The sequence below is a fragment of the Marinobacter nitratireducens genome (assembly GCF_000708045.1).
Taxonomy (GTDB): Bacteria; Pseudomonadota; Gammaproteobacteria; order Pseudomonadales; family Oleiphilaceae; genus Marinobacter; species Marinobacter nitratireducens.
On sequence record NZ_ANIE01000005.1, the window covers coordinates 421,505 to 442,536 of the forward strand.

Annotated in this window: 17 protein-coding genes; all 17 read left to right on the forward strand. The window is 52.2% G+C overall.

The genetic code is table 11. From position 1 onward, the window contains the following. The 17 genes from cysD to D777_RS09110 all read left to right on the forward strand — a co-directional run bounded on the left by cysD (window position 1) and on the right by D777_RS09110 (window position 21,022). Window positions 1-915 carry a sulfate adenylyltransferase subunit CysD gene (gene cysD, locus D777_RS09030; protein WP_036130855.1) on the forward strand — a complete coding sequence of 305 codons (915 nt, stop codon included), beginning with the start codon at window positions 1-3 and terminating at the stop codon, window positions 913-915. Between the two features lie 9 nt (window positions 916-924). Then, window positions 925-2,340: a sulfate adenylyltransferase subunit CysN gene (gene cysN, locus D777_RS09035; protein WP_036130858.1), complete on the forward strand. Its 1,416-nt coding sequence runs from the start codon at window positions 925-927 to the stop codon at window positions 2,338-2,340. Window positions 2,341-2,354: 14 nt separating this feature from the next. Then, a complete protein-coding gene (gene cysC / locus D777_RS09040) occupies window positions 2,355-2,963 on the forward strand; it encodes an adenylyl-sulfate kinase (RefSeq protein WP_264673439.1) in 609 nt (202 codons plus the stop codon). Window positions 2,964-2,967: 4 nt separating this feature from the next. After that, window positions 2,968-4,740: an SLC13 family permease gene (locus D777_RS09045; protein WP_036130866.1), complete on the forward strand. Its 1,773-nt coding sequence runs from the start codon at window positions 2,968-2,970 to the stop codon at window positions 4,738-4,740. A 259-nt stretch (window positions 4,741-4,999) separates the two neighbouring features. Then, window positions 5,000-6,706, forward strand: coding sequence for an ABC transporter ATP-binding protein (locus D777_RS09050; RefSeq protein ID WP_227501718.1), 1,707 nt, complete (start codon window positions 5,000-5,002; stop codon window positions 6,704-6,706). 23 nt (window positions 6,707-6,729) lie between these two features. Further along, window positions 6,730-8,238 (forward strand): hypothetical protein, encoded by a 1,509-nt coding sequence (locus D777_RS09055; RefSeq protein ID WP_150112631.1) that lies wholly within the window; start codon window positions 6,730-6,732, stop codon window positions 8,236-8,238. A gap of 11 nt (window positions 8,239-8,249) precedes the next feature. Next, window positions 8,250-9,248 carry a UDP-N-acetylglucosamine 4,6-dehydratase (inverting) gene (gene pseB / locus D777_RS09060; RefSeq protein ID WP_036130873.1) on the forward strand — a complete coding sequence of 333 codons (999 nt, stop codon included), beginning with the start codon at window positions 8,250-8,252 and terminating at the stop codon, window positions 9,246-9,248. 2 nt (window positions 9,249-9,250) lie between these two features. Further along, window positions 9,251-10,408, forward strand: coding sequence for a UDP-4-amino-4,6-dideoxy-N-acetyl-beta-L-altrosamine transaminase (gene pseC, locus D777_RS09065; protein ID WP_036130876.1), 1,158 nt, complete (start codon window positions 9,251-9,253; stop codon window positions 10,406-10,408). After that, window positions 10,405-12,030: an aldo/keto reductase gene (locus D777_RS09070; protein ID WP_081849512.1), complete on the forward strand. Its 1,626-nt coding sequence runs from the start codon at window positions 10,405-10,407 to the stop codon at window positions 12,028-12,030. Before pseC ends, D777_RS09070 begins: the two co-directional genes overlap by 4 nt. Continuing rightward, the gene (locus D777_RS09075; RefSeq protein ID WP_036130882.1) at window positions 12,027-12,830 is read left to right on the forward strand and encodes an SDR family NAD(P)-dependent oxidoreductase; all 804 of its coding nucleotides are present in this window, start codon (window positions 12,027-12,029) and stop codon (window positions 12,828-12,830) included. Before D777_RS09070 ends, D777_RS09075 begins: the two co-directional genes overlap by 4 nt. Further along, the gene (gene pseG / locus D777_RS09080) at window positions 12,821-13,936 is read left to right on the forward strand and encodes a UDP-2,4-diacetamido-2,4,6-trideoxy-beta-L-altropyranose hydrolase (RefSeq protein ID WP_036130884.1); all 1,116 of its coding nucleotides are present in this window, start codon (window positions 12,821-12,823) and stop codon (window positions 13,934-13,936) included. Before D777_RS09075 ends, pseG begins: the two co-directional genes overlap by 10 nt. Further along, the gene (gene pseH / locus D777_RS09085) at window positions 13,933-14,439 is read left to right on the forward strand and encodes a UDP-4-amino-4,6-dideoxy-N-acetyl-beta-L-altrosamine N-acetyltransferase (protein WP_227501719.1); all 507 of its coding nucleotides are present in this window, start codon (window positions 13,933-13,935) and stop codon (window positions 14,437-14,439) included. The genes pseG and pseH overlap by 4 nt, the downstream gene beginning before the upstream one ends. Window positions 14,440-14,442: 3 nt before the next feature. Next, window positions 14,443-15,495, forward strand: coding sequence for a pseudaminic acid synthase (gene pseI, locus D777_RS09090; protein ID WP_036130887.1), 1,053 nt, complete (start codon window positions 14,443-14,445; stop codon window positions 15,493-15,495). 137 nt (window positions 15,496-15,632) lie between these two features. Next, entirely contained in the window at window positions 15,633-16,907 is a 1,275-nt protein-coding gene (locus D777_RS09095) for a hypothetical protein (RefSeq protein WP_150112632.1), read from the forward strand. Continuing rightward, window positions 16,904-18,013, forward strand: a complete 1,110-nt coding sequence (locus D777_RS09100; RefSeq protein ID WP_051669029.1) for a glycosyltransferase — start codon at window positions 16,904-16,906, stop codon at window positions 18,011-18,013. The genes D777_RS09095 and D777_RS09100 overlap by 4 nt, the downstream gene beginning before the upstream one ends. A 5-nt stretch (window positions 18,014-18,018) precedes the next feature. After that, entirely contained in the window at window positions 18,019-19,896 is a 1,878-nt protein-coding gene (asnB, locus tag D777_RS09105) for an asparagine synthase (glutamine-hydrolyzing) (RefSeq protein WP_036130889.1), read from the forward strand. Beyond that, window positions 19,889-21,022 (forward strand): glycosyltransferase family 4 protein, encoded by a 1,134-nt coding sequence (locus tag D777_RS09110; protein ID WP_036130892.1) that lies wholly within the window; start codon window positions 19,889-19,891, stop codon window positions 21,020-21,022. The genes asnB and D777_RS09110 overlap by 8 nt, the downstream gene beginning before the upstream one ends. Window positions 21,023-21,032 lie beyond the last annotated feature (10 nt).

Here is a 21,032-nt window from a genome sequence, read left to right on the forward strand (position 1 = left end):
ATGACACTAACGCCTCCAAGGAAAACTCACCTCAAGCAGCTTGAGGCGGAGTCTATTCATATTATTCGGGAAGTGGCCGCCGAGTTTGATAACCCGGTTATGCTCTATTCCATCGGCAAAGACTCTGCGGTGATGCTGCACTTGGCCATGAAGGCATTTGCGCCAGGCAAGCCTCCCTTTCCATTGATGCATGTAGACACCACCTGGAAGTTCCGGGAGATGATCAAGTTTCGGGACGAATTGACCGATCGCCTCGGGCTAAAGCTGATTGTTCATACCAATCAGGAAGGCGTTGAGCAGGGCGTTGGGCCGTTTACCCATGGGAGCGCCAAGCACACAGATGTCATGAAAACCCAGGCGCTCAAGCAAGCGTTGGATAAATATGGCTTTGATGCCGCATTTGGTGGCGCTCGCAGGGATGAGGAAAAGTCCAGGGCCAAAGAGCGTGTGTATTCTTTCCGGGATAAGTTCCATCGCTGGGACCCCAAAAACCAGCGGCCGGAGTTGTGGAACCTGTACAACGGCAAGGTCAACAAAGGAGAGAGTATTCGCGTGTTCCCGCTCTCCAACTGGACGGAGCTGGATATCTGGCAGTACATCTACCTGGAGAATATCGACATTGTGCCGTTGTACTACGCGGCTGAACGCCCAGTGGTAGAGCGTGACGGCACGCTCATTATGGTCGATGACGATCGCATGCCATTGGAGCCGGGCGAGAAGCCGATGATGAAGAGTGTTCGTTTCCGGACTCTGGGCTGCTACCCGCTGACCGGTGCAGTTGAATCAGAGGCAGCTACTCTGCCTGAGATTATTCAGGAAATGCTGCTGACTACGACATCTGAGCGTCAGGGGCGTGTGATTGATCATGATGCCGCCGCATCCATGGAACAGAAAAAACGCGAAGGGTATTTCTAAGGAGTTGTTATGTCTCACGCATCTGAATTGATTGAATCGGATATCCTCGCGTACCTGGATCAGCACGAGAACAAGGACCTACTGCGCTTTCTGACCTGTGGCAGTGTCGATGATGGTAAATCCACGCTGATTGGTCGACTGTTGTTTGATTCCAAACTGATTTTTGAAGATCACCTGGCTGCACTGCATAAAGATAACGAGCGCCAGGGTAACGCTGGAGAAGCTCTGGACCTTGCTCTGCTGGTGGATGGTCTTGCCTCTGAGCGGGAGCAGGGCATTACCATTGATGTGGCTTATCGCTACTTTTCGACCGACAAGCGTAAATTCATCATCGCAGACTGCCCGGGCCATGAGCAGTACACCCGCAATATGGCCACCGGCGCTTCTACCTGTGAGCTGGCGGTGGTGATGATAGATGCACGTAAGGGCGTGCTCACTCAATCCCGCCGTCATAGCTTTATCGTCAGCCTGTTGGGTCTCAAGCATATTGTTGTAGCCATTAACAAAATGGATTTGGTGGACTTCTCCGAGGAAGTGTTCAACAACATCCGTGCCGAATACGAAAAGCTGGCGGAACAGTTGGGCCTTGAAGATGTGTACTACGTGCCGATCTCCGCCCTCAATGGCGATAATGTGGTAAACCGCAGTGAACAGACACCGTGGTATCACGGTGAGACCCTGATGAGCATACTGGAGCAGGTGGAAGTTCTGGAAGATCAGAACGTTGCCGATCTGCGTTTCCCTGTTCAGTATGTGAATCGGCCGAATCTCGATTTCCGGGGCTACTGCGGTACCCTGGCGAGTGGTGTGATCCACAAGGGCGACGAAGTGGCAGTGCTGCCTTCTGGTAAGACGTCTCGCGTTCAGGGTATTCACAGCTATGACGGCGAGATTGAGCGTGCCTGGCCGGGCGATGCCATCACTGTGACACTGGAAGATGAAGTGGATATCTCCCGTGGCGATCTGCTAGTCCATGCTAACAGCCAGCCCGCCATGGGGAATCGTTTTGCTGCCCACATTGTGTGGATGAACGAAGACGCACTGCAGCCGGGCCGCGAGTACGGTATCAAGATTGGCACAAAGGTGACCAACTGCTACGTGAACGGGGTTCTGGAAGAGGTGGACGTGAACACTCTTGCCCGGAATGCCGATGTTGAGGGCGGCCTCAAGCTGAATGCCATTGGCCTGTGCGATTTGGAGCTTTCTGAGAAGGTGGTGGTTGAGGATTACGAGAATCACCCGGGCACTGGCAGCTTTATCTTGATTGACAAGATGACTAATGTGACGGTCGCGGCAGGTATGGTTGAGCGTATGCTGGGTAGCGCTGGGGATATTCGTGCTGAACGCAGCTATACAGAGGCAGAGCGAAACCTGAACCGGTTTATCCGGGACAATTACCCCGAGTGGGGCTGTAAGCCGATTTAAAAGGGAGTATGACATTGGCTGAGACGAATATCGTATGGCATGACCATAAGGTTTCCCGCGCCGAACGTTCGGTAAACAAGGATCAGAAACCTTGTCTGCTGTGGTTTACCGGGTTGAGCGGCTCTGGCAAGTCCACTATTGCAAATGCCCTGGATGTGGCGTTGCATGAGCGTGGTTACCACACGTTTTTGCTGGATGGCGATAATGTACGCCATGGCCTGTGCAAGGACCTGGGCTTCTCGGACGCAGACCGGGAAGAGAACATTCGCCGGGTTGGTGAGGTGTGCAAGTTGTTTGCGGATGCAGGCATTATTGTGATGAGTGCCTTTATCTCGCCGTTCACCAGTGACCGAAGAATGGTTCGCAAACTGTTCCCCGCAGGGGAATTTATCGAAGTCTTTATGGATACCCCGCTCGAGACCTGCGAATCCCGGGACCCGAAAGGCCTCTACCAGAAAGCCCGGTCCGGCGAGATCAAGCACTTTACCGGAATTGATTCTCCCTACGAGGTGCCCTCTCACCCGGAGCTTAGGCTGGATACGTCGACGATGACGGTTGACGAGTGTGTGGACTCGCTGATTGGCTACTTGCTTGACCGTGGACTGATCTCCCGTAAGGACTGAATCCGTGGCGTGGCAAACTGTAGTTACGCTGATAACGCTGTTTTCGGTGTTGTCAGCGCTCGCGCTTACCCGTGTCTCGGCTGATCTGGTGCTGATGGCGGCCCTGTCGTTTCTGTTAATTACCGGCATTCTTGGGCCTGCGGATGCCTTGGCTGGCTTTGGAAACCCCGGTGTTATTACTATTGCCACGCTTTACATTGTGGCCGCGGGGCTTAAAGAAACCGGGGCGGTGCAGTGGATTGCCAGGCTCTTGTTGGGGCACCCGAAAACCGAGAAAACAGCTCAGCTTCGCATGATTGCGCCTACCGGTATTCTTAGTGGCTTCATGAACAATACGGCAGTCGTGGCTATGTTCATTCCAGCGATTCAGGACTGGGCTCAGCGTCTTGGTGTTCCCGCCTCAAAACTGCTCTTACCTCTGAGCTACGCCGCGATTCTCGGCGGAACGTGCACTCTGATAGGTACCAGTACCAATCTGGTCGTTGATGGTCTCTTGCAGAGCCAGCTGGGTATTAACCTCGGGTTATTCGAGTTAGCCTGGGTTGGCATACCGCTTTTGGTGGTCGGTGGTGTTTACCTGGTGCTTTTCGCGTCTCGAATTCTTCCCGATAGGGGTGGGGTGACGGAAGAGCTGGATCAGGTTCGGGAGTATGGGGTTGAGGTCGAGGTGATGAGCCCTGGCCCCTTAGTGGGAAAAACGATAGCTCAGGCCGGTTTGCGAGCGCTTAACTACGGATACCTCACGGAAATTGACCGCGGTGGGCGGCTGATTACCGCCGTAGAGCCAGACCGTACTTTACAGCCTGGAGATCGTCTCTACTTCGTCGGCGCCCCTGAGTGTGCCAGTGAGTTAAGGCGAATCCAGGGTCTTAAACCTGCTAATGGTAGTGTTCATAAGCTTGAGGTAGAGAATCACCAGCGATGTCTGGTTGAGGTGGTTCTGGGCCCGGAGTTTCCGGCGCTGAATCGCACGATCAGGGACAGTCGTTTCCGCACGCGATTTAACGCGGTTATCCTGTCGCTCTCACGTGAAGGCAAACGAGTGCCTGGCAAACTGGGCGACATCACCTTTCGGATGGGTGATACGTTGCTATTGGAAGCCAGCCACCAGTTCGTGGAGCAATATCGTTTCCGACGGGACTTCCTGTTGGTAAGCGCATTGAACGATTCTACGCCTCCCGATTTTCGCAAGGCGCCAAGAGCTCTTGGTATCCTCGCATTGATGGTTTTGACGAGTGCATCCGGGCTCCTGCAGATAATGGAGGCTGCATTTCTCGCTGCCGGTGCGATGATCGTTTCGGGTTGTATTACTGCCAGCCGGGCAAGGCGCAGTGTCGATTTGCCGGTGTTGGTTGTAATAGCGGCTTCTTTTGCCCTGGGAAATGCAATGACCGAGACTGGCGCTGCTCAATGGATTGCTGGTGGCCTGTTGAGTTTTGGACAGCTTACTCCATGGTTGGCTTTGGTTGCTGTTTATTTACTTACAGCGGTTTTTACAGAAGTAATTACGAACAACGCTGCAGCGGTGTTAATGTTTCCCATTGCGTTGGCTGTATCCGAACAACTGGGTGTGAACGTTCTCCCCTTCGCCATAGCTGTAATGTTTGCCGCGTCGGCTTCGTTCGTCACTCCGCTCGGTTATCAGACGAATTTAATGGTATACGGGCCAGGGCGATATCGATTTATGGATTATTTTAGGCTGGGGGTGCCATTAACTTGCTTGATTGGATTGGTGGCGGTATGCATGATCCCGATGATCTGGGGCTTTTACCCATGAGTGTGGCCAGTAACATACTCGGCTATTTCTCAAGCTGCTGACTCAGCCTGCATATCGCGAGTGCCCTAAGAAATTGGTGGGCAATCTGAGCCTGGCGCATAATCTCTACGGTGATGGATCGGCCTCCCGCCAGGAACAACCCTTGGAAATGTAAATGCTGAAAAAATTGAAGGAGTTGTACTGGCTTCTGTCAGAGGGCCAGAGAAAGCGGTTGCTGCGTCTTCAGGTGCTTGTCGTTTTGATGGCACTTGCGGAGTTGGTGAGCGTGGTCGCCATAGGCCCTTTTATGGCATTGGTTGGGGATCCGACGCTGCTCGAGGGTGAGGGGATTATCGCTGACGCCTACCAGTTGAGTGGCATTGCGGAACCTCGCCAGTTTTTGTTCTGGATGGGGGCCTCGGTGTTGGCTCTGTTGGCTCTGGCTGCAGGCATTTCGATGTTAACGATCTGGCGTCTGTCAATGTATGCAGCACTGGTTGGCGCTGAGCTCAGTAGTCGTTTATACCGTCATTACATGTCCCAGCCTTGGCTTTTTCATGCTTCTGGCAGCAGCAGTCAGTTGACAAGTCAAATTGCTCAGGAATGTGTGCGGGTTACCAACTCGATCATTAATCCGTTCGTGCAGATGAATGCCCGAGTGGTGATGGCGACGTTGATGATGGTGACTATTTTTGCCTTCAATCCCGGGGTGGCGCTCGTAGGCGTTGTTGTATTCTCAACAGTGTATTTCTTCATGTACCGGGTGGTTCGAAAGCAGTTGTCCCGCAACGGCGCAATTGTCAGCTCTTCGCAGCGTGAGCGCTACAAGCTGATGGGTGAAGGCTTTGGTGGTGTGAAAGATGTTTTGCTTTTGGGGCGACAGAAGTTTTTTACCGACAGGTTTGAAGGTGTCAGCAACCGGTTTGCCCGTGCCCAGGGCAACAACCTGGTGATGGCAACGCTGCCCAAATTCATTGTCGAGCTGATCGCGTTCGGCAGTGTAATCTTTTTGATTCTGTACTTGCTCGCCTCTCACGAAGGAAACTTGGGTGAGGTACTGCCTATCTTGTCGGTGTACGCACTGGCAGGCTTTAAGTTATTGCCAGCGTTTCAGCAGATCTATGCGAGCGTATCCCAGATTCGGGGAAATCTTGCTGCATTTGATGGCATTCGCGGGGATTTGTACGCGAGTGCAGAGACTGCAAGAAAACGTGTTCCGAGCGAAGACGCCTTTGGTAAGCCTGGTCATCTGGCGCCATCAAAACTCATTGAGTTAAGTGAAGTGAGCTTTACCTACCCGGGCAAATCGGAGCCGGCCTTACGGAACGTCACCATACCCATTGGTGCTAACACCGTTGTTGGCCTGGTGGGGCCGTCGGGCTCTGGGAAGTCGACGATTATTGATGTCCTGCTCGGGTTGATCGAACCGGAAAAAGGAGAGCTCAGAATCGATGGCACGGTCATCAATGCGAGCAACCGTCGTTTGTGGCAGAACTCCGTTGGGTTTGTGCCGCAATCCATCTTTCTGGCTGACAGCTCGATTCGTGAGAACATTGCGTTTGGCCTTCCGCTGAGTGCCATCGATGAAGAAAAGGTCGCCCGTGCGGCTCGTATGGCACACCTTGATTCGCTCGTCGCCGAACTACATGATGGCCTAGATACCCGGGTCGGAGAGCGTGGCGTTCAATTGTCCGGGGGGCAGCGTCAGCGTATCGGAATTGCCCGGGCTCTCTATCATGATGCGGATGTGCTTGTTCTTGATGAGGCAACGAGCGCACTCGATGGCATTACTGAGCGTCTGATTATGGATGCAATACACGACTTTTCCGGAAAGAAAACGATCATTATGATTGCCCATCGTCTTGCAACGGTCCGCAAATGCGATCAGATATTCGTGCTTGGGCAAGGAGAGGTACAGGACTCCGGTACCTATGATGAGCTGGTTGAAAAGAGTCAGCTGTTCAAGAATATGTCTCTGCATTCGTGATAAACATCTGAAAGGTCTTCTTGGTGCTTAGTTATTTCTTCTTCCCAACTGGCAGGGATATTTGGTTAGAGCTCGCTCGAAGCCTCGAGGGGCAAGGTGTTGCGAGGCCGGTGGTATGGTGCGGGGATTCTGCACTTGATGCGGCAGCCATGAAGCAATTTCCGGATCTGTGTCTTGTAGAGTTCGAGCAAGTTCATACGAGGGTTTTTGAATTTGATCTGGAACTCAGCGATCAGGATTACCAGCTCTATACCGCGCTGAATGGCAGTGCAGTCAAAGAAAAGTGCTTGAGGATGATGGATCGGCATGATCCGTATGGCTGTTTTCGCTATATTGACCGGGATGCCTATTTCAAGTTTTACCTGTGTTACTCCATATACCTGCTGAAACGGCATTCACCCGATTTTTTGTTGATGTCCGAGTCACCGCACTCGCCGTTTCAATACGTGCTTTATGAGGTGGCCCGTGAGATGAAAGTGCACACTTACTCTTTTGTTTCGTGGAGTATTGCGCCTTTGGTGAGTCTTCGACAGGGAATTGATGGTGAGCCTCTTTTGCTGAACCCCGGTCGGAGTGAAGATCTCGAACACCGCCTTTCTAACCAGATTTCCGGGTTTCTGGACCGCTTTTCCTCTCCTTCGAAGGATATTGAGCCTGAATACATCAAGCTCCAGCGCAAAAAAGATCACGAGTCTGCGGGCATTGCCGCCTGGTTAAAAGCCGCCTCTCAGCTTTCAAAAGAGGTTGTGTATGGCATTGTTCGAGGGCGGGCTGGTCTTGAGAGGGGGGCGTTGAAGAATACTCGTCTCAGTGCCCTGGAGCCTGTCCTTCGCCGCTTCCTGATAAAAAACAGGGTTCATGCTCTTGGGGCAAGGGCTGTTGAAGCGGTGGAGTTCAATGCGATTCCGGATCAGGAGTATGTCTACTTTCCGTTGCATTACGAACCGGAGAGAACCACCAATCCTGATGGGTTAGATTTCTATGATCAGTTTCAGGCGATACTGGCATTGAGGAATGCGCTGCCCGATAACGTAACGGTGCTGGTCAAAGAACACTATTCACAATTTACCAGTGCATTGCACGGCTACAAGGGGCGAAGCACGGAATTCTATCGCCTGGTCCGAAACATACAGGGTGTTTCCTTCATTGATGCAGCGGTAAACTCAAAGGAGATCATTCAAAAATCGTTGATGACTGCAACGATCACAGGTTCGGCCGCTCTCGAATCAGCGCTTTTGGGTGTGCCGGCATTGATCTTCGGGAATCCCTGGTTTAGAGGGGCTCCGGGAATTTTTCGATACAGGGATGGGATGTCCTATGAGATGCTGATGGCGGAAATTGCCAGTCACCCATGGGACATGTCAGGCATCAAGCAGTGGCTTCATGAGTTGGCACGGGAGCGAAGCCTCTTTCTTGCCGTTAATCCGAGCAATACTCGGTATTTTGCTACTTACTACAAAGACGATGTGTTCTCAGAGTCCGAACTCACAGCTCTGGCAGCTAATGTTAAAAATGTAATCGTGAGAAGATAAAGGTCTTCAATATGCTTTCTAACTCCACCATTCTTGTCACTGGCGGAACCGGCTCTTTTGGTCACAAGTTCATTCCCATGACACTGGAAAAATACAATCCCAAAAAGATTATTGTCTTTTCACGAGATGAAATGAAGCAGTGGGAAATGGCAAAGCTTTTCGAGGGGGATGACCGACTCCGCTTCTTCATCGGAGATGTCCGGGACAGGGATCGACTATACAGGGCTCTGGATGGGGTTGATTACGTTGTGCATGCGGCTGCGACCAAAATCGTACCAACAGCGGAGTACAACCCATTCGAGTGCGTGAAAACGAATATCCATGGGGCGATGAATCTTATTGATGCTGCCATCGACAAAGGTGTCAAAGGAGTCGTGGCGCTCTCGACGGATAAGGCAAGTAGCCCAATTAATCTTTACGGTGCGACCAAGCTGGCATCCGATAAGCTATTTGTTTCCGGTAACTCATACTCCGGTGGGCACGAAACGAAGTTTTCTGTTGTCCGCTATGGAAATGTCATGGGGTCTCGCGGCTCGGTCATTCCGTTTTTTATGTCCATCCGGGACAAAGGCGTTTTGCCAATTACCGATGAGCGTATGACCCGTTTCATGATAAGCCTGGAGCAGGGTGTGGAGTTGGTATGGCACGCCTTTGAAGACATGGTTGGGGGAGAAATCTACGTTAAAAAGATACCGTCGATGAAAGTGACGGATTTGGCAAGAGTTGTTGCGCCAGATGCCAAGCAGGATATCGTCGGCATCAGACCGGGAGAAAAGCTGCATGAGCAGATGATCGGCGCAGAGGATTCCCACTTCACTTATGAATACCCAGAGCATTTCAAGATTCTTCCGAACATCAACAACTGGGGAAGTTGCGAAGATCGGATAAAGGACGGCAAGCGTGTTGCTGACGGGTTTGTCTACGCCAGTGACAATAACAGTGAGTGGATGACGGATGCCGAGCTTCAGGACTGGATTGATCAAAACTACAGCGACATTGGTAAGATTTGAGCATGATCCCCTATGGTAAGCAGGATATCTCCAAGACCGATATTGATGCGGTTGTCGAGGTTCTGAAATCAGATTTTCTGACCCAGGGGCCCGTTGTCCCGAAGTTTGAGGGCGTGGTAGCTGACCATGTGGGCGCTCGGCACGCCGTAGCGGTGAACAGTGCCACCTCGGCACTTCATATTGCATGCCTGGCTTTGGGGCTCGGGAAGGGCGATTGGCTTTGGACTACGCCGGTAACCTTTGTCGCTTCTGCTAACTGCGGCCTGTATTGCGGCGCGCAGGTCGATTTTGTAGATATTGATTCCAGGACATACAACCTGTGCCCTGAGGCGCTGAAAAGAAAGCTGGAGATTGCAAAAGCTGAGAACAGGCTGCCTAAAGTGGTTGTAGCTGTTCATTTGTCTGGCCAACCTTGCGATATGTCTGCAATTGCCGCCTTGGCAGAGGAGTATGGTTTTCGCATTATTGAAGACGCCTCGCACGCTATTGGCGGTAAATACAAAGAGGTCTTTATAGGGGCGTGCGAATACAGCGATATCACCGTGTTCAGCTTCCATCCGGTCAAGATTGTGACCACGGCGGAAGGTGGCATGGCGGTCACGAACGATGAGCACCTGGCTTCCCGGATGGCGCTTTTTCGTAGCCATGGCATCACCCGCGATCCGTCTTTAATGACCGGGGAGCCTGACGGGCCCTGGTACTATCAACAGATTGATCTCGGGTTCAATTACCGAATGACGGAAATGCAGGCCGCACTCGGCGTCAGCCAGATGCAGCGTCTGGATCAGTTCGTGGCGAGGAGGCATGAACTGGCGGCCAGGTATGATGAGCTTTTGGCGGATAGCCCGGTGATCACTCCGTGGCAGCATCCTGACGGCTATTCTGGCCTCCATTTGTACGTTATTCGTCTGCAGCTTGATAAGATTCCTGTGACGCATCGAGAGGTTTTTGATCGCCTCAGATCACACGGTATCGGTGTCAACCTTCATTACATTCCCGTTCATACACAGCCTTTTTATCAAAGTATGGGCTTTGAAGAAGAGGACTTCCCGAAAGCCATGGCCTATTACCGCGAGGCCATCAGTCTCCCGATGTTCCATGGGATGAGCGAGTCACAGCAGGATGAGGTTGTAAGAGCCCTCGAGCGATCATTGCTATGAGTGCAATAGTGCTGTTACAGGCAAGAACAAGCTCGTCCCGACTACCCGGGAAGGTTCTGTTGCCAATATCGGGCGTGCCTCTTGCTGTTCTCGCGGCAAAGCGGGCGGCCAATACTGGGCTGCCGGTTAAAGTGGTGACGTCTACAGATGCGTCCGACGATGTGCTTTGCGATGTGCTGGCCGAGTGGAGAGTTCCGTATTTTCGAGGTTCCCTCAAAAACACCCTGAAACGGTTTGTAGATGCGATCGGCTCTGCCCCGGATGAGCAGATTGTCGTGCGCCTGACCGGGGACAATGTCTTCCCGGACGGACAGTTCATTGATGGGATGCTTGAAGCGTTCGAATCATGTCAGCTTCAGTACATGAATTGCGCGGGTGAGGGTTCAGGCCTGCCATATGGCGTGAGTGCAGAAATAACGAGGGCGGGGCATATACGGGCTGCACATAGATCTACTGAGTCAGAGTCAGATAGAGAGCATGTAACCCCTTGGATTATCAGGAAATATGGGGTGGTTGGGTATGATAAATATCGCACCCGGGCGCTGAGCCAGTATCGCTGTACCGTCGATACTCTGGACGATTACCTTCGGGTATCGCAGGTGTTCAGAGCGGAGAACGAGCCCGAGGCTGTAACGCTGGACTCCCTGGTCGAGAGGCTGGTGCAGCTTTCGTCGGATGTGATAGTGGCAAAACCAGCAAGCAAGCTTGTGTTGGGCACTGCTCAACTAGGTCTGAATTACGGTATCGCCAACCAATCCGGTAAACCAGACAGTCAGGCGGCAAAAGCGTTGGTGCGAATGGCCGTGTCCAATGGTGTCGGATATTTGGATACGGCGCATGCATACGGCAACAGCGAGCAGGTTCTTGGTGAAGCTCTGGCAGGTGGCTGGGCTTCGCGAGTGACAACCATAACGAAACTTTCTCCTCTCGATCGTTGCCCGGACGGCGCCAGCGAACAGGTTGTGCAGGCATTTGTCACGAGTAGTGTTTTTCAGTCATGTCGGGCTTTAAAACGTGGTTCACTCGATGTTTTGATGCTTCACCGGGCACGCCATCTGTGGGACTGGAACGGGGCTGCATGGAGAGCATTGCTTGAGCTTCGTGACGAGGGTGCTATTGGACAGTTGGGTGTTTCTGTTCAGTCGCCGGATGAGGCGTTGCAAGCTCTGGATGTCAGGGACGTAAACTTTATCCAGATCCCATTTAATATTCTTGATGATCGCTGGGATCGTGTTATCGAGAAACTGGAAGACGTTCGACGAGACCGGGCCATTACGGTCCATGCCAGAAGCTCTCTTTTGCAGGGGTTGTTGGCGACATCTCAGGAAAGCCTGTGGGAAAGGGCTCATTGCGTTGATCCCGAGCCGGTCATTCGCTGGCTTCAAGACAGCGCCAACAAGCTGACTCAGGGGGATGTTGCGGAACTGTGTTTGAAATATGTTCTGAGCCAGGGCTGGATTAATGGTGTGGTCATTGGTGTAGACAATCTGGATCAGTTAGCTCAAAACCTCGAGTGTGCGACCTGCGATCTGTTTACCGAAGCGCAGTTGACGGCCGTCTCCGCTGATCGGCCAAAATTATCTGAGGCAACGTTAAACCCGGCAAACTGGAAATCGGAATGACCCAAAACTCGCCAAAGCTGTTTTCACTCGAACATAAGACTGTCCTGGTTACTGGGGCTACAGGTTATCTTGGTCGGGCCATCAGCTTTGGCTTGGCAGCGCTGGGAGCTCGTGTTTTGGTTAATGGGCGGAGCCCTGAAAAGGTGGATGAGCTCGTTGCTTCACTGCATGGGACAGGCGGGGAAGCGTTATCGGCTGCCTTCGATGTCAGTGACGAAAATTCGGTAAAGGACTGGTTCGTAAAGTTTGCTGATCAGCCATTGGATGGACTCGTAAACAATGCCTATGCGGGAACCGCGGGCTCTATTGAAACGGCCAACGCGGAAGACTATCGCGGTAGTTATGAGGTCACGATGGTGGCGGCCCATCAGATGTTGTCTGCCGCTCTTCCCGCCCTCAGGCTGGCTGTTCAAAAAAATGGGGCTGCTTCCGTGGTTAACATGGGATCTATGTACGGGATAGTGAGCCCGGATCAACGTATCTATGCCGGCAAATCGGTTTCCAATCCACCTTTTTACGGTGCTGCCAAAGCTGCCCTGTTGCAATGGACTCGCTATGCGGCCTGTGAATTTGGTCCGGAGGGGATCCGTGTGAATGCGGTTTCGCCCGGCCCGTTTCCTTCGGACGCTGTTCAGCAATCGAATCCTGATTTCATTCGCTCGCTTTCCCAGAAGGTCCCCCTTGGAAGGATTGGCGTTGCTGATGAATTGCAGGGCCCTTTGGGCTTCCTTTTATCCGATGCGTCGAGCTATGTGAATGGTGCCAATCTATCTGTCGATGGCGGCTGGACGTGTTGGTAGTATTCCGGGCCGACGCTTCAGTACAGATCGGTACCGGCCATGTGATGCGCTGCCTGACATTGGCAGACGAACTCACTCGCCACGGCCACAGTTGCCGTTTTATTTGCCGGGAGCATCCGGGGCACCTGGGTGATTTGATTGCGAGCAAAGGATACAGGGTGGATTTACTACCTGCTCGCAATGACAACGATCTGGACATGCACGGCGGCAAGACCGATCACTACGCCACGTGGCTGGGTGTGTCCTGGGAGGAAGATGCGCGTGAGACTCTTGAAGCCCTTTCGTTGCAAACGACCGATTGGCTGGTTGTAGACCACTATGCGTTGGATGTGAATTGGGAGCGGCTCGTTGGTAAGGCTGTGAGCAACGTCATGGTGATTGATGACCTGGCCAATCGGGCCCATGAATGTGCGTTGCTGATGGATCAAAATCTTGGCCGCGTACCGTCGGACTACGACGACCTGTTACCGGAAGAGTGTAGTCGACTGATTGGCCCTCGTTATGCTCTGCTGCGACCGGAATTTTCGGAGTGCCGGGATAGGGGGTTGAAGCACCGTGAACAACCGGAGCTCAAACGAATTCTGATTTCACTTGGAGGCGTTGACCAAGCCAACGTAACCGGTCGGGTACTTGACGGGCTGTCAGCGTCGGCGCTGCCTGCGTCCACAGAGCTGGATATTATCTTGGGCGCGTCCGCACCTTTTCTGGCAGAGGTCCAGCAACAGGCCGCCCGTATGCGATTCAAGGCAACCGTGAGTGTGAATGTGAAGGATATGGCCGAACGCATGTATTTGGCGGATCTTTCTATCGGGGCGGCGGGAGGAACCTCTTGGGAGCGTTGCTCTTTGGGGCTCCCAGCGGTTCTCGTGGTTTTGGCGGAGAATCAGGTTGCAGGTGCGAAAGCCTTGCTTGAGAGCGGTGCGGCCAAAACAATAAGCGATCCTGAACAGCTTGCATCGCTCTTGCCGTCGGTATTAGCAGGGCTCGCGGAGCCTGGCTTGCTTTATCGGATGAGCGAGTCTGCAGCGGGTATCACGGACGGCAAGGGCGTTCTCAGGGTAGTTAAGGCGATGAGCGCTATAAGCCGGGGAGGGGAGGAGCAATGAGTAAACTCCGACCTATGTCTGAATCAGACCTTGAGTTGGTGCTTCAGTGGCGAAACCATCCTGAGGTACGCCGCTATATGTATACTACTCACGAAATTCGGCTGGAGGAGCACCGTAAGTGGTTTTCGGGTGCCTCTGTTAATCCCGAAATAGATCTTCTGATCTTTGAGCGGGAAGAAAAACCCCAGGGCTTTGTGAACCTCACCCGTACGCGCTGCAACCTGGTCGCAGACTGGGGGTTTTACCTCGCGCCAGACGCTAAGAAAGGAACTGGCCGCGAGTTGGGGATATCAGCTCTCAATTTCGCATTTGAGCAATTAGGGCTTCACAAGGTATGTGGGCAAGCGCTTGGTTTTAATGAGCGGTCGATAGCCTTCCATCAAAGGCTGGGCTTTTTGCAGGAAGGCTGTTTCAGGGATCAGCATTATGACGGCGAACGATTTCACGATGTTGTCTGCTTTGGTCTTCTGAAGAGCGAATGGCAGGCACAGTCTAAGGATTGAATAATGAATGAACCCAAAATTGTAATCGCTGGTCGTGAAATTTCCCGGCATCAGTCGCCTTATATCATTGCTGAACTGTCGGCTAACCATAATGGCAAACTGGAAACAGCGTTGAGTATCGTTGAAGAAGCCGCCAAGGCAGGTGCAGACGCTGTAAAGCTGCAAACCTATCGGCCAGATACGATTACGCTGGATTCCGATGCTGAGGAGTTCAGAATCAAAGGCGGCCTGTGGGATGGCCGAACTCTGTACGAGCTTTACGAAGAGGCTCATATGCCTTGGGAATGGCACAAACCCCTGTTCGAGCACGCCAGAAAGATCGGTATTCCAATCTTTAGCTCTCCGTTTGATGCCACTGCGGTGGATTTGCTTGAGGATCTGAACGCACCGGCCTACAAGATCGCATCTTTTGAAGCCGTCGACCTCCCTTTGATTCGCTACGTGGCGGCTACCGGCAAGCCAATGATTATCTCCACCGGCATGGCTGACGCGGAGGAAATCCAGGAAGCCATAACGGCTGCACGTGAGGGTGGTTGTGAGCAATTGGCAATTTTGCACTGTGTCAGCGGCTACCCTGCACCAGCTGAAGATTACAACCTGCGCACTATAGGCGACATGGCAGAGAGATTTGGCCTGGTCACTGGTTTGTCTGATCACACGCTGGATAACACAACAGCTATTGCCAGCGTAGTGCTTGGCGCCTCTATTATCGAGAAGCATTTCACCCTTGACCGGAACGGTGGTGGACCGGATGACAGTTTCTCCCTGGAGCCGCAGGATCTCGCGGACTTATGCCGAGATAGCAAAACGGCCTGGAAGGCTTTGGGTGAGGTCGACTACGGGCGGAAATCCAGTGAACAGGGTAATGCCCAGTTCCGGCGTTCACTGTATTTTGTAAAGGATGTGAAAGCGGGTGATGTGATTACCGAAGATTGTGTGCGCAGTGTGCGTCCAGGGTATGGTTTGGCACCGAAACATCTGGACAGAGTTGTTGGGCGGGTAGCGGCGCGTGAGATTATTGCAAATACTCCGGTGACGGAGGATGCGTTGAATTGATGGGGTGGTATAGAGATATAAACGCCATTCTAGAGCATGAATCAGAGACTTCGTTAGCGTACCTCTATGGTCACCAGTTGGAGCAATTGTCTCACCTCTCTAATCGTCCCCCGCGATTGCGGGGGGCTTGGCTCAGATTGGTTATCTTCCTTTACCAGGCTTTGAACTGCACCGGATTTCGCGCATCGTTGCCCTTGAAGGGGCGGGCGACGAGCTTTCTTTTTTTTGCTGGCACGGTAAATCAACGGCGATCCCTGCAGACAACGCTGAGAGCCTTGGTTTCTGCGGGAAAGGATACGGTGGCCGTTGCGACGAAAAGTGCGATGAATACAGAGGAGGAGGGCGGGCAATACGTGAAACTGGCTTTAAGGCCTGTGGATCTGGTTCTTGTTCTCGTTTTACTGATACGTCGTGGTCCTCGCTTATACCGGGAGTTAAAAAAACTGCATCCAGCTGCTCTCAACTGGTATTTCAATTGCTTTTGCGAGGCCTACATTTATCTCGTCTATTTCTATCGTTTGCTGAGATTGGCAAAACCAGAGTATGTAGTTACCGCGAACGATCATAACGTTTCTAATCGGTGCTTCCTTGCTGTCGCACACTATCTCGGGATAAAAACCGTCTATATGCAGCACGCCTCTGTCAGCCCTTTGTTCCCTGCGCTGAGCGTTGACTATGCGTTTCTGGATGGACTGTATGCGTTTAAAATGTATCAACAGTGCGAGACAAACCGGCATGCAGATGCGCCCTATTTACACAGAGAGACAACCGTTTTTTTTAGCGGTCAGAAGAAGCCAATCACTCGGTGTAGGCGCAGTGGAGAGCCTGTTGTAGGGGTTGCGTTGAACCTGCTGGATCATCAGGAAAACGCGATCGCGTTTATACAGAGTCTTGTAGAGGCTGGGCTGATGGTGCGGCTGAGGTGGCATCCAAGTCTGTCCGAACGACATGTGCGAGCGTACCTTGAAGCGTTTGAAAACCATGATCAGGTCTCGATCAGCGATGCCAGGTCGGAATCTGTTTCGGCGTTTCTCAGTTCAGTGAGCTGTCTGGTTGCGGGCAACAGTAGTATACATCTGGAAGCTGCACTTGCGGGTGTCAAACCGATCTATTACGAAGTTACCTCCTCAGACATTCCCGATTACTACGGCTTTGTAAGGCAAGGGCTTGCCTCCGAAGCGTCCTCAACAGACCAGGTTGTCTCAATTGCCAAAAGTGATCATGACACATATCTCCCAGACCCTGATGCTGTGAGGTATTACAGCTCCACTTATTTGACCGAGTGGGATGGTCATGAGGGTGAGTTGGTGGCGGATGTACTGATGAGGCTTGAGTCAGAGCAGTCTATCCAGTGCCCTCAAACCAGAATTGGTAAATACCTATCAGATGGCAAAATAGTTGGGCTCGAATGAAAATTGTTCTTTTTTTGCCGTCGCTAAGGGGAGGGGGAGCTGAAAAATCCGCTGTACTTTTGGCTAATGCCTTTTCCGAGCGTGGGCACGATGTTTTGTTGGTGCTTGCGAAGAATGAAGGGGTTTACGGTTCGATCGTTAGTGATTCCGTTAAGGTTATTGACCTGGAATCGCCAAAAGTTTCAGGAGCGCTTTTCAAACTGGCCAGGCTGCTATACCGCTTGAAACCGGACATTCTTTTGTCCTTTATGAATTATGCGAACATAGTGTGTTGGCTGGCTTGGCTGGCTTCGGGAAAGGCGGGCAGGTTTTTTCCGAGTGAGCGGACGGTGACGTCTGAGGCGATTTCTTTGAGCTCGGCCTTGAAGGAATATGTTTTCAGGAAGTGTATCCGTCTAGCGTACAATCAGTCCGAGAAGGTTATTTGCATATCCAACCGGATTTGCGATGACCTCACTGAAAATTTTGGTGTTTCACCCTCGAAAGTCGTCACGATTTACAATCCGATTGTCAACGCCGCAGTTTTGGATGCTGCTCGTGAACCTGTCAATTGTGAGTGGTTTGCTGACAGCAATGAATTCTGTATTGTCTCGGCCGGTCGTCTGCACCCCGACAAAGACTTTGAGCTCCTGTTACGCGCGTTTTCCGAGGTTTCCAGGAGAAGGAGTGCAAAGTTGATCATTCTTGGAGAGGGTGAGGAAAAAGGCAACCTTATAAACCTATCACACGAATTGGGCATTTCTGACAGTGTCCGGTTTGTCGGTTTCCAGCAGAACCCTTTCAAGTTCTATGACAAGGCTGATCTTTTCGTGCTGTGTTCCAAGTATGAAGGGTTTGGAAATGTATTGGTTGAGGCTATGGCGTGCGGTACCCGAGTCATTGCAAGAAAAGGGTCTGGCGGGCCTGATGAGATAATAGATTCAGAACGGACGGGAGGGTTGTTTGGAGATGATGCAGAGCTCATCCAATTGATCCTTTCAGAGATTGATCATCCCGCAAAGCGTCACGCTGGTATGGAAAGGGCCGAAAGATTCTCCGTGACAGAAATTGCAGACCAGTATCTTGCTGAGTTTGAAGGGGCACAAACTATTTTGAATGATCGGTAATAACTATGTGTGGCTTTTGGGGGTATTCCGGTGTTTCGGTTTCAGAAAGTCTTGGCGCGCTTGAGGGCAATGTGCTCTTTCATCGGGGCCCTGATAGCGAAGGCCGCTGGCGGGATGAGCAAGGTGGCCTGACGTTAGTACACAGGCGTCTGTCAATCCAGGATACGTCCAGCGCGGGCGAGCAACCTATGGTCAGTTCCTGCAGCCGATTTGTGATTGCCTTTAACGGCGAGATCTATAATCACCTCGAATTGCGACAGGCCTTGCAGGAGAAGGGACAGTCCCCGCAATGGCAAGGGCATTCTGACACGGAAACATTGATTACCTGCATTGCTCAATGGGGGATTAAAGAGGCGCTTCGATCTCTGGTTGGAATGTTTGCTTTTGCTTTGTGGGACCGGAAGGAAAAGACCCTTTTCCTGGCCCGTGATCGGGTTGGCGAGAAACCTCTTTATTGGGGATGGCAAAGTGGAACGCTGTTGTTTGGTTCAGAACTCAAAGCTCTGGCCATTCATCCTGACTTCGGGAATCAGGTTGATAGAAGCTCGCTTGCGATTTACCTGAGGCATAACTATATCCCCGCCCCCTACAGCATCTACAAAGGGATCAGGAAAGTGCGTCCCGGTCATTTTGTGGCGATTACCGATTTGAGGAATCCGCAGAGTGCTCAGGCAGAAACCTATTGGTCGGCCAACAAGGTTATCGAGGAGGGAATACAAACACCGTTCCCCGGTTCGGACGACGAGGCGGTCGATGAATTGCGTGGCCTTGTCCGCCGGAGTGTTAAAGGAGAGATGCTTTCGGATGTGCCAATCGGAGCCTTTTTGAGTGGAGGTATCGACAGTAGCCTCGTAGCCTCGGTGATGCAGGAGCAATCAACCCATCCCATAAAGACCTTTGCGATCGGGTTTGATGATGTCAGGTACAACGAGGCGCAGCACGCCTCCCAGGTAGCACGGCACCTGGGAACGGATCATACAGAAATGTATGTTTCTTCCGAGGATGCTTTGAATGTGATCCCGGCTCTGCCGGACATCTATTGCGAGCCGTTTGCCGATAGCTCCCAGATACCAACGTTTCTGGTCACAAAAATGGCGAGAAAGAACGTCACCGTGGCGTTGAGCGGCGACGGCGGAGACGAACTATTTGGTGGCTACAACACCTATCAGATGGCAGTGCAATACTGGAGTTCTCTCAGAAAAATTCCGCGATCCTTCCGGGCGCTGGCCGCATCGATTCTGGAGAAATTTCCTCTTCCTGAGCGGATCTACAAACTCACGCGGGTACTGGGTGCGAGCTCAGAGTGCGATTTTTACCGAAGGATGGTAAGCCATTGGGGTTACCCCAATGACGTCGTCCTGGACGCTCAGGAATATCCCTCTCTTCTGAATTCTTCTCGGGACTGGCCAGAGACCGAAGGTTTCTCTCAGTGGATGATGGCTGTTGAGGGGCAGATGTACATGCCGGACGATATCCTTGTAAAAGTGGACCGCGCCGCAATGGCCAACAGCCTCGAAACGCGTATACCTCTTCTTGATCATCGACTCATTGAATTTGCCTGGACGTTACCGAACGAAATGAAAATCAGGGGTGGGCAAGGCAAGTGGATATTGCGCCAACTGTTGTACGGTTATGTGCCACGAGAGTTGATCGAGCGCCCCAAAAAAGGGTTTTCGGTGCCCTTGGCTGACTGGTTGAGAGGACCGCTCAGGGAATGGGCTGAAGCGCTTTTGTCCGAATCACGCCTCCGTTCTGAAGGATATTTCGAGCCAAGAGTTATCAGGGCTGCTCTGTTGGAACACATGTCTGGTCAAAGGGACCATTCTTCTCGCTTGTGGGGCATCTTGATGTTTCAGGCGTGGTTGGAGAAGCGGTTTGCCTAAGAAAGTTTTACATGTCATCACCGGATTGGGCGATGGCGGTGCGGAGGGTGTTCTGTCGAGGTTGGTGCTCGGAAGCACACGGGCTCAGCATGTGGTTGTTTCCTTGATGGATGATGGCAAATATGGGCAGATACTGCGAAACCAAGGAATCCGCGTTTATACCCTTGGCATGAGTCCAGATCGTCCGAACCCGATAAAGTTTTTAAGGTTAATCCGATGGATACGCATTGAAAATCCGGATGTTGTACAAACCTGGATGTATCATGCAGACCTCATGGGAGGGCTGGCAGCCAGGATTGGGGGGTGTAAGCGCGTGTTCTGGGGTATCCGCCATTCGTCGCTGGAGCCAGGCCCTACCAAGAATACGACGATTCTGATTGCCAGGCTGTGTGCAAAGCTCTCGCGGTGGTTGCCTGAGAAGGTAATATGTTGTGCGAAAAAAGCTGCGAACGTCCACGAAGGCATCGGCTACGACGCGTCGAAGCTGCTAGTCATCCAGAACGGCTTTGACCTCTCCCGCTTCTATCCCGATGAAGCCATCGGCAAGCGAGTGCGCAGAGAGTTCGGGGTTGCATCCGATGAATTCCTGATTGGTATGGTTGGGCGCTATGATCCATTGAAGAATCATCATGGCTTGATTGACGCATTAGCGCTCCTCAGAGAGGAGGGCAGAGAATTTCAGTGTGTTCTGGTTGGCCGTGGAGTCTCTCCGAACAATACAGAGTTGGCCAGACATATTGACGCTTCCGGGTTGACCGGGCAAGTCACCCTCGCGGGTTCACGTAATGATATCCCGGCAATTATGAACGCTTTGGATTTACATGTATTAGCGAGCCTGGGCGAAGGTTTCCCAAATGTCGTCGCGGAAGCTATGGCTTGCGGTACCCCTTGCGCTGTCACGGATGTGGGGGACGCAAGGATGATTGTTGGTACAGATGCGTTGTGTTGCGAACCCGGGAACACCCGGAAATTAGCGCAGCTGATCTCTTCTTTGATTGAGAAAAAACGCGGGGACGAGGGTGCTTGGAGAGAACTTGAAACATATAGCAGGGATCAGATTCAGCGGAACTTCACGGTTGATCAAATGATTTGCCGTTATGAGGCATGTTGGTTTGGTGAAGCTTGAGGGTATTACC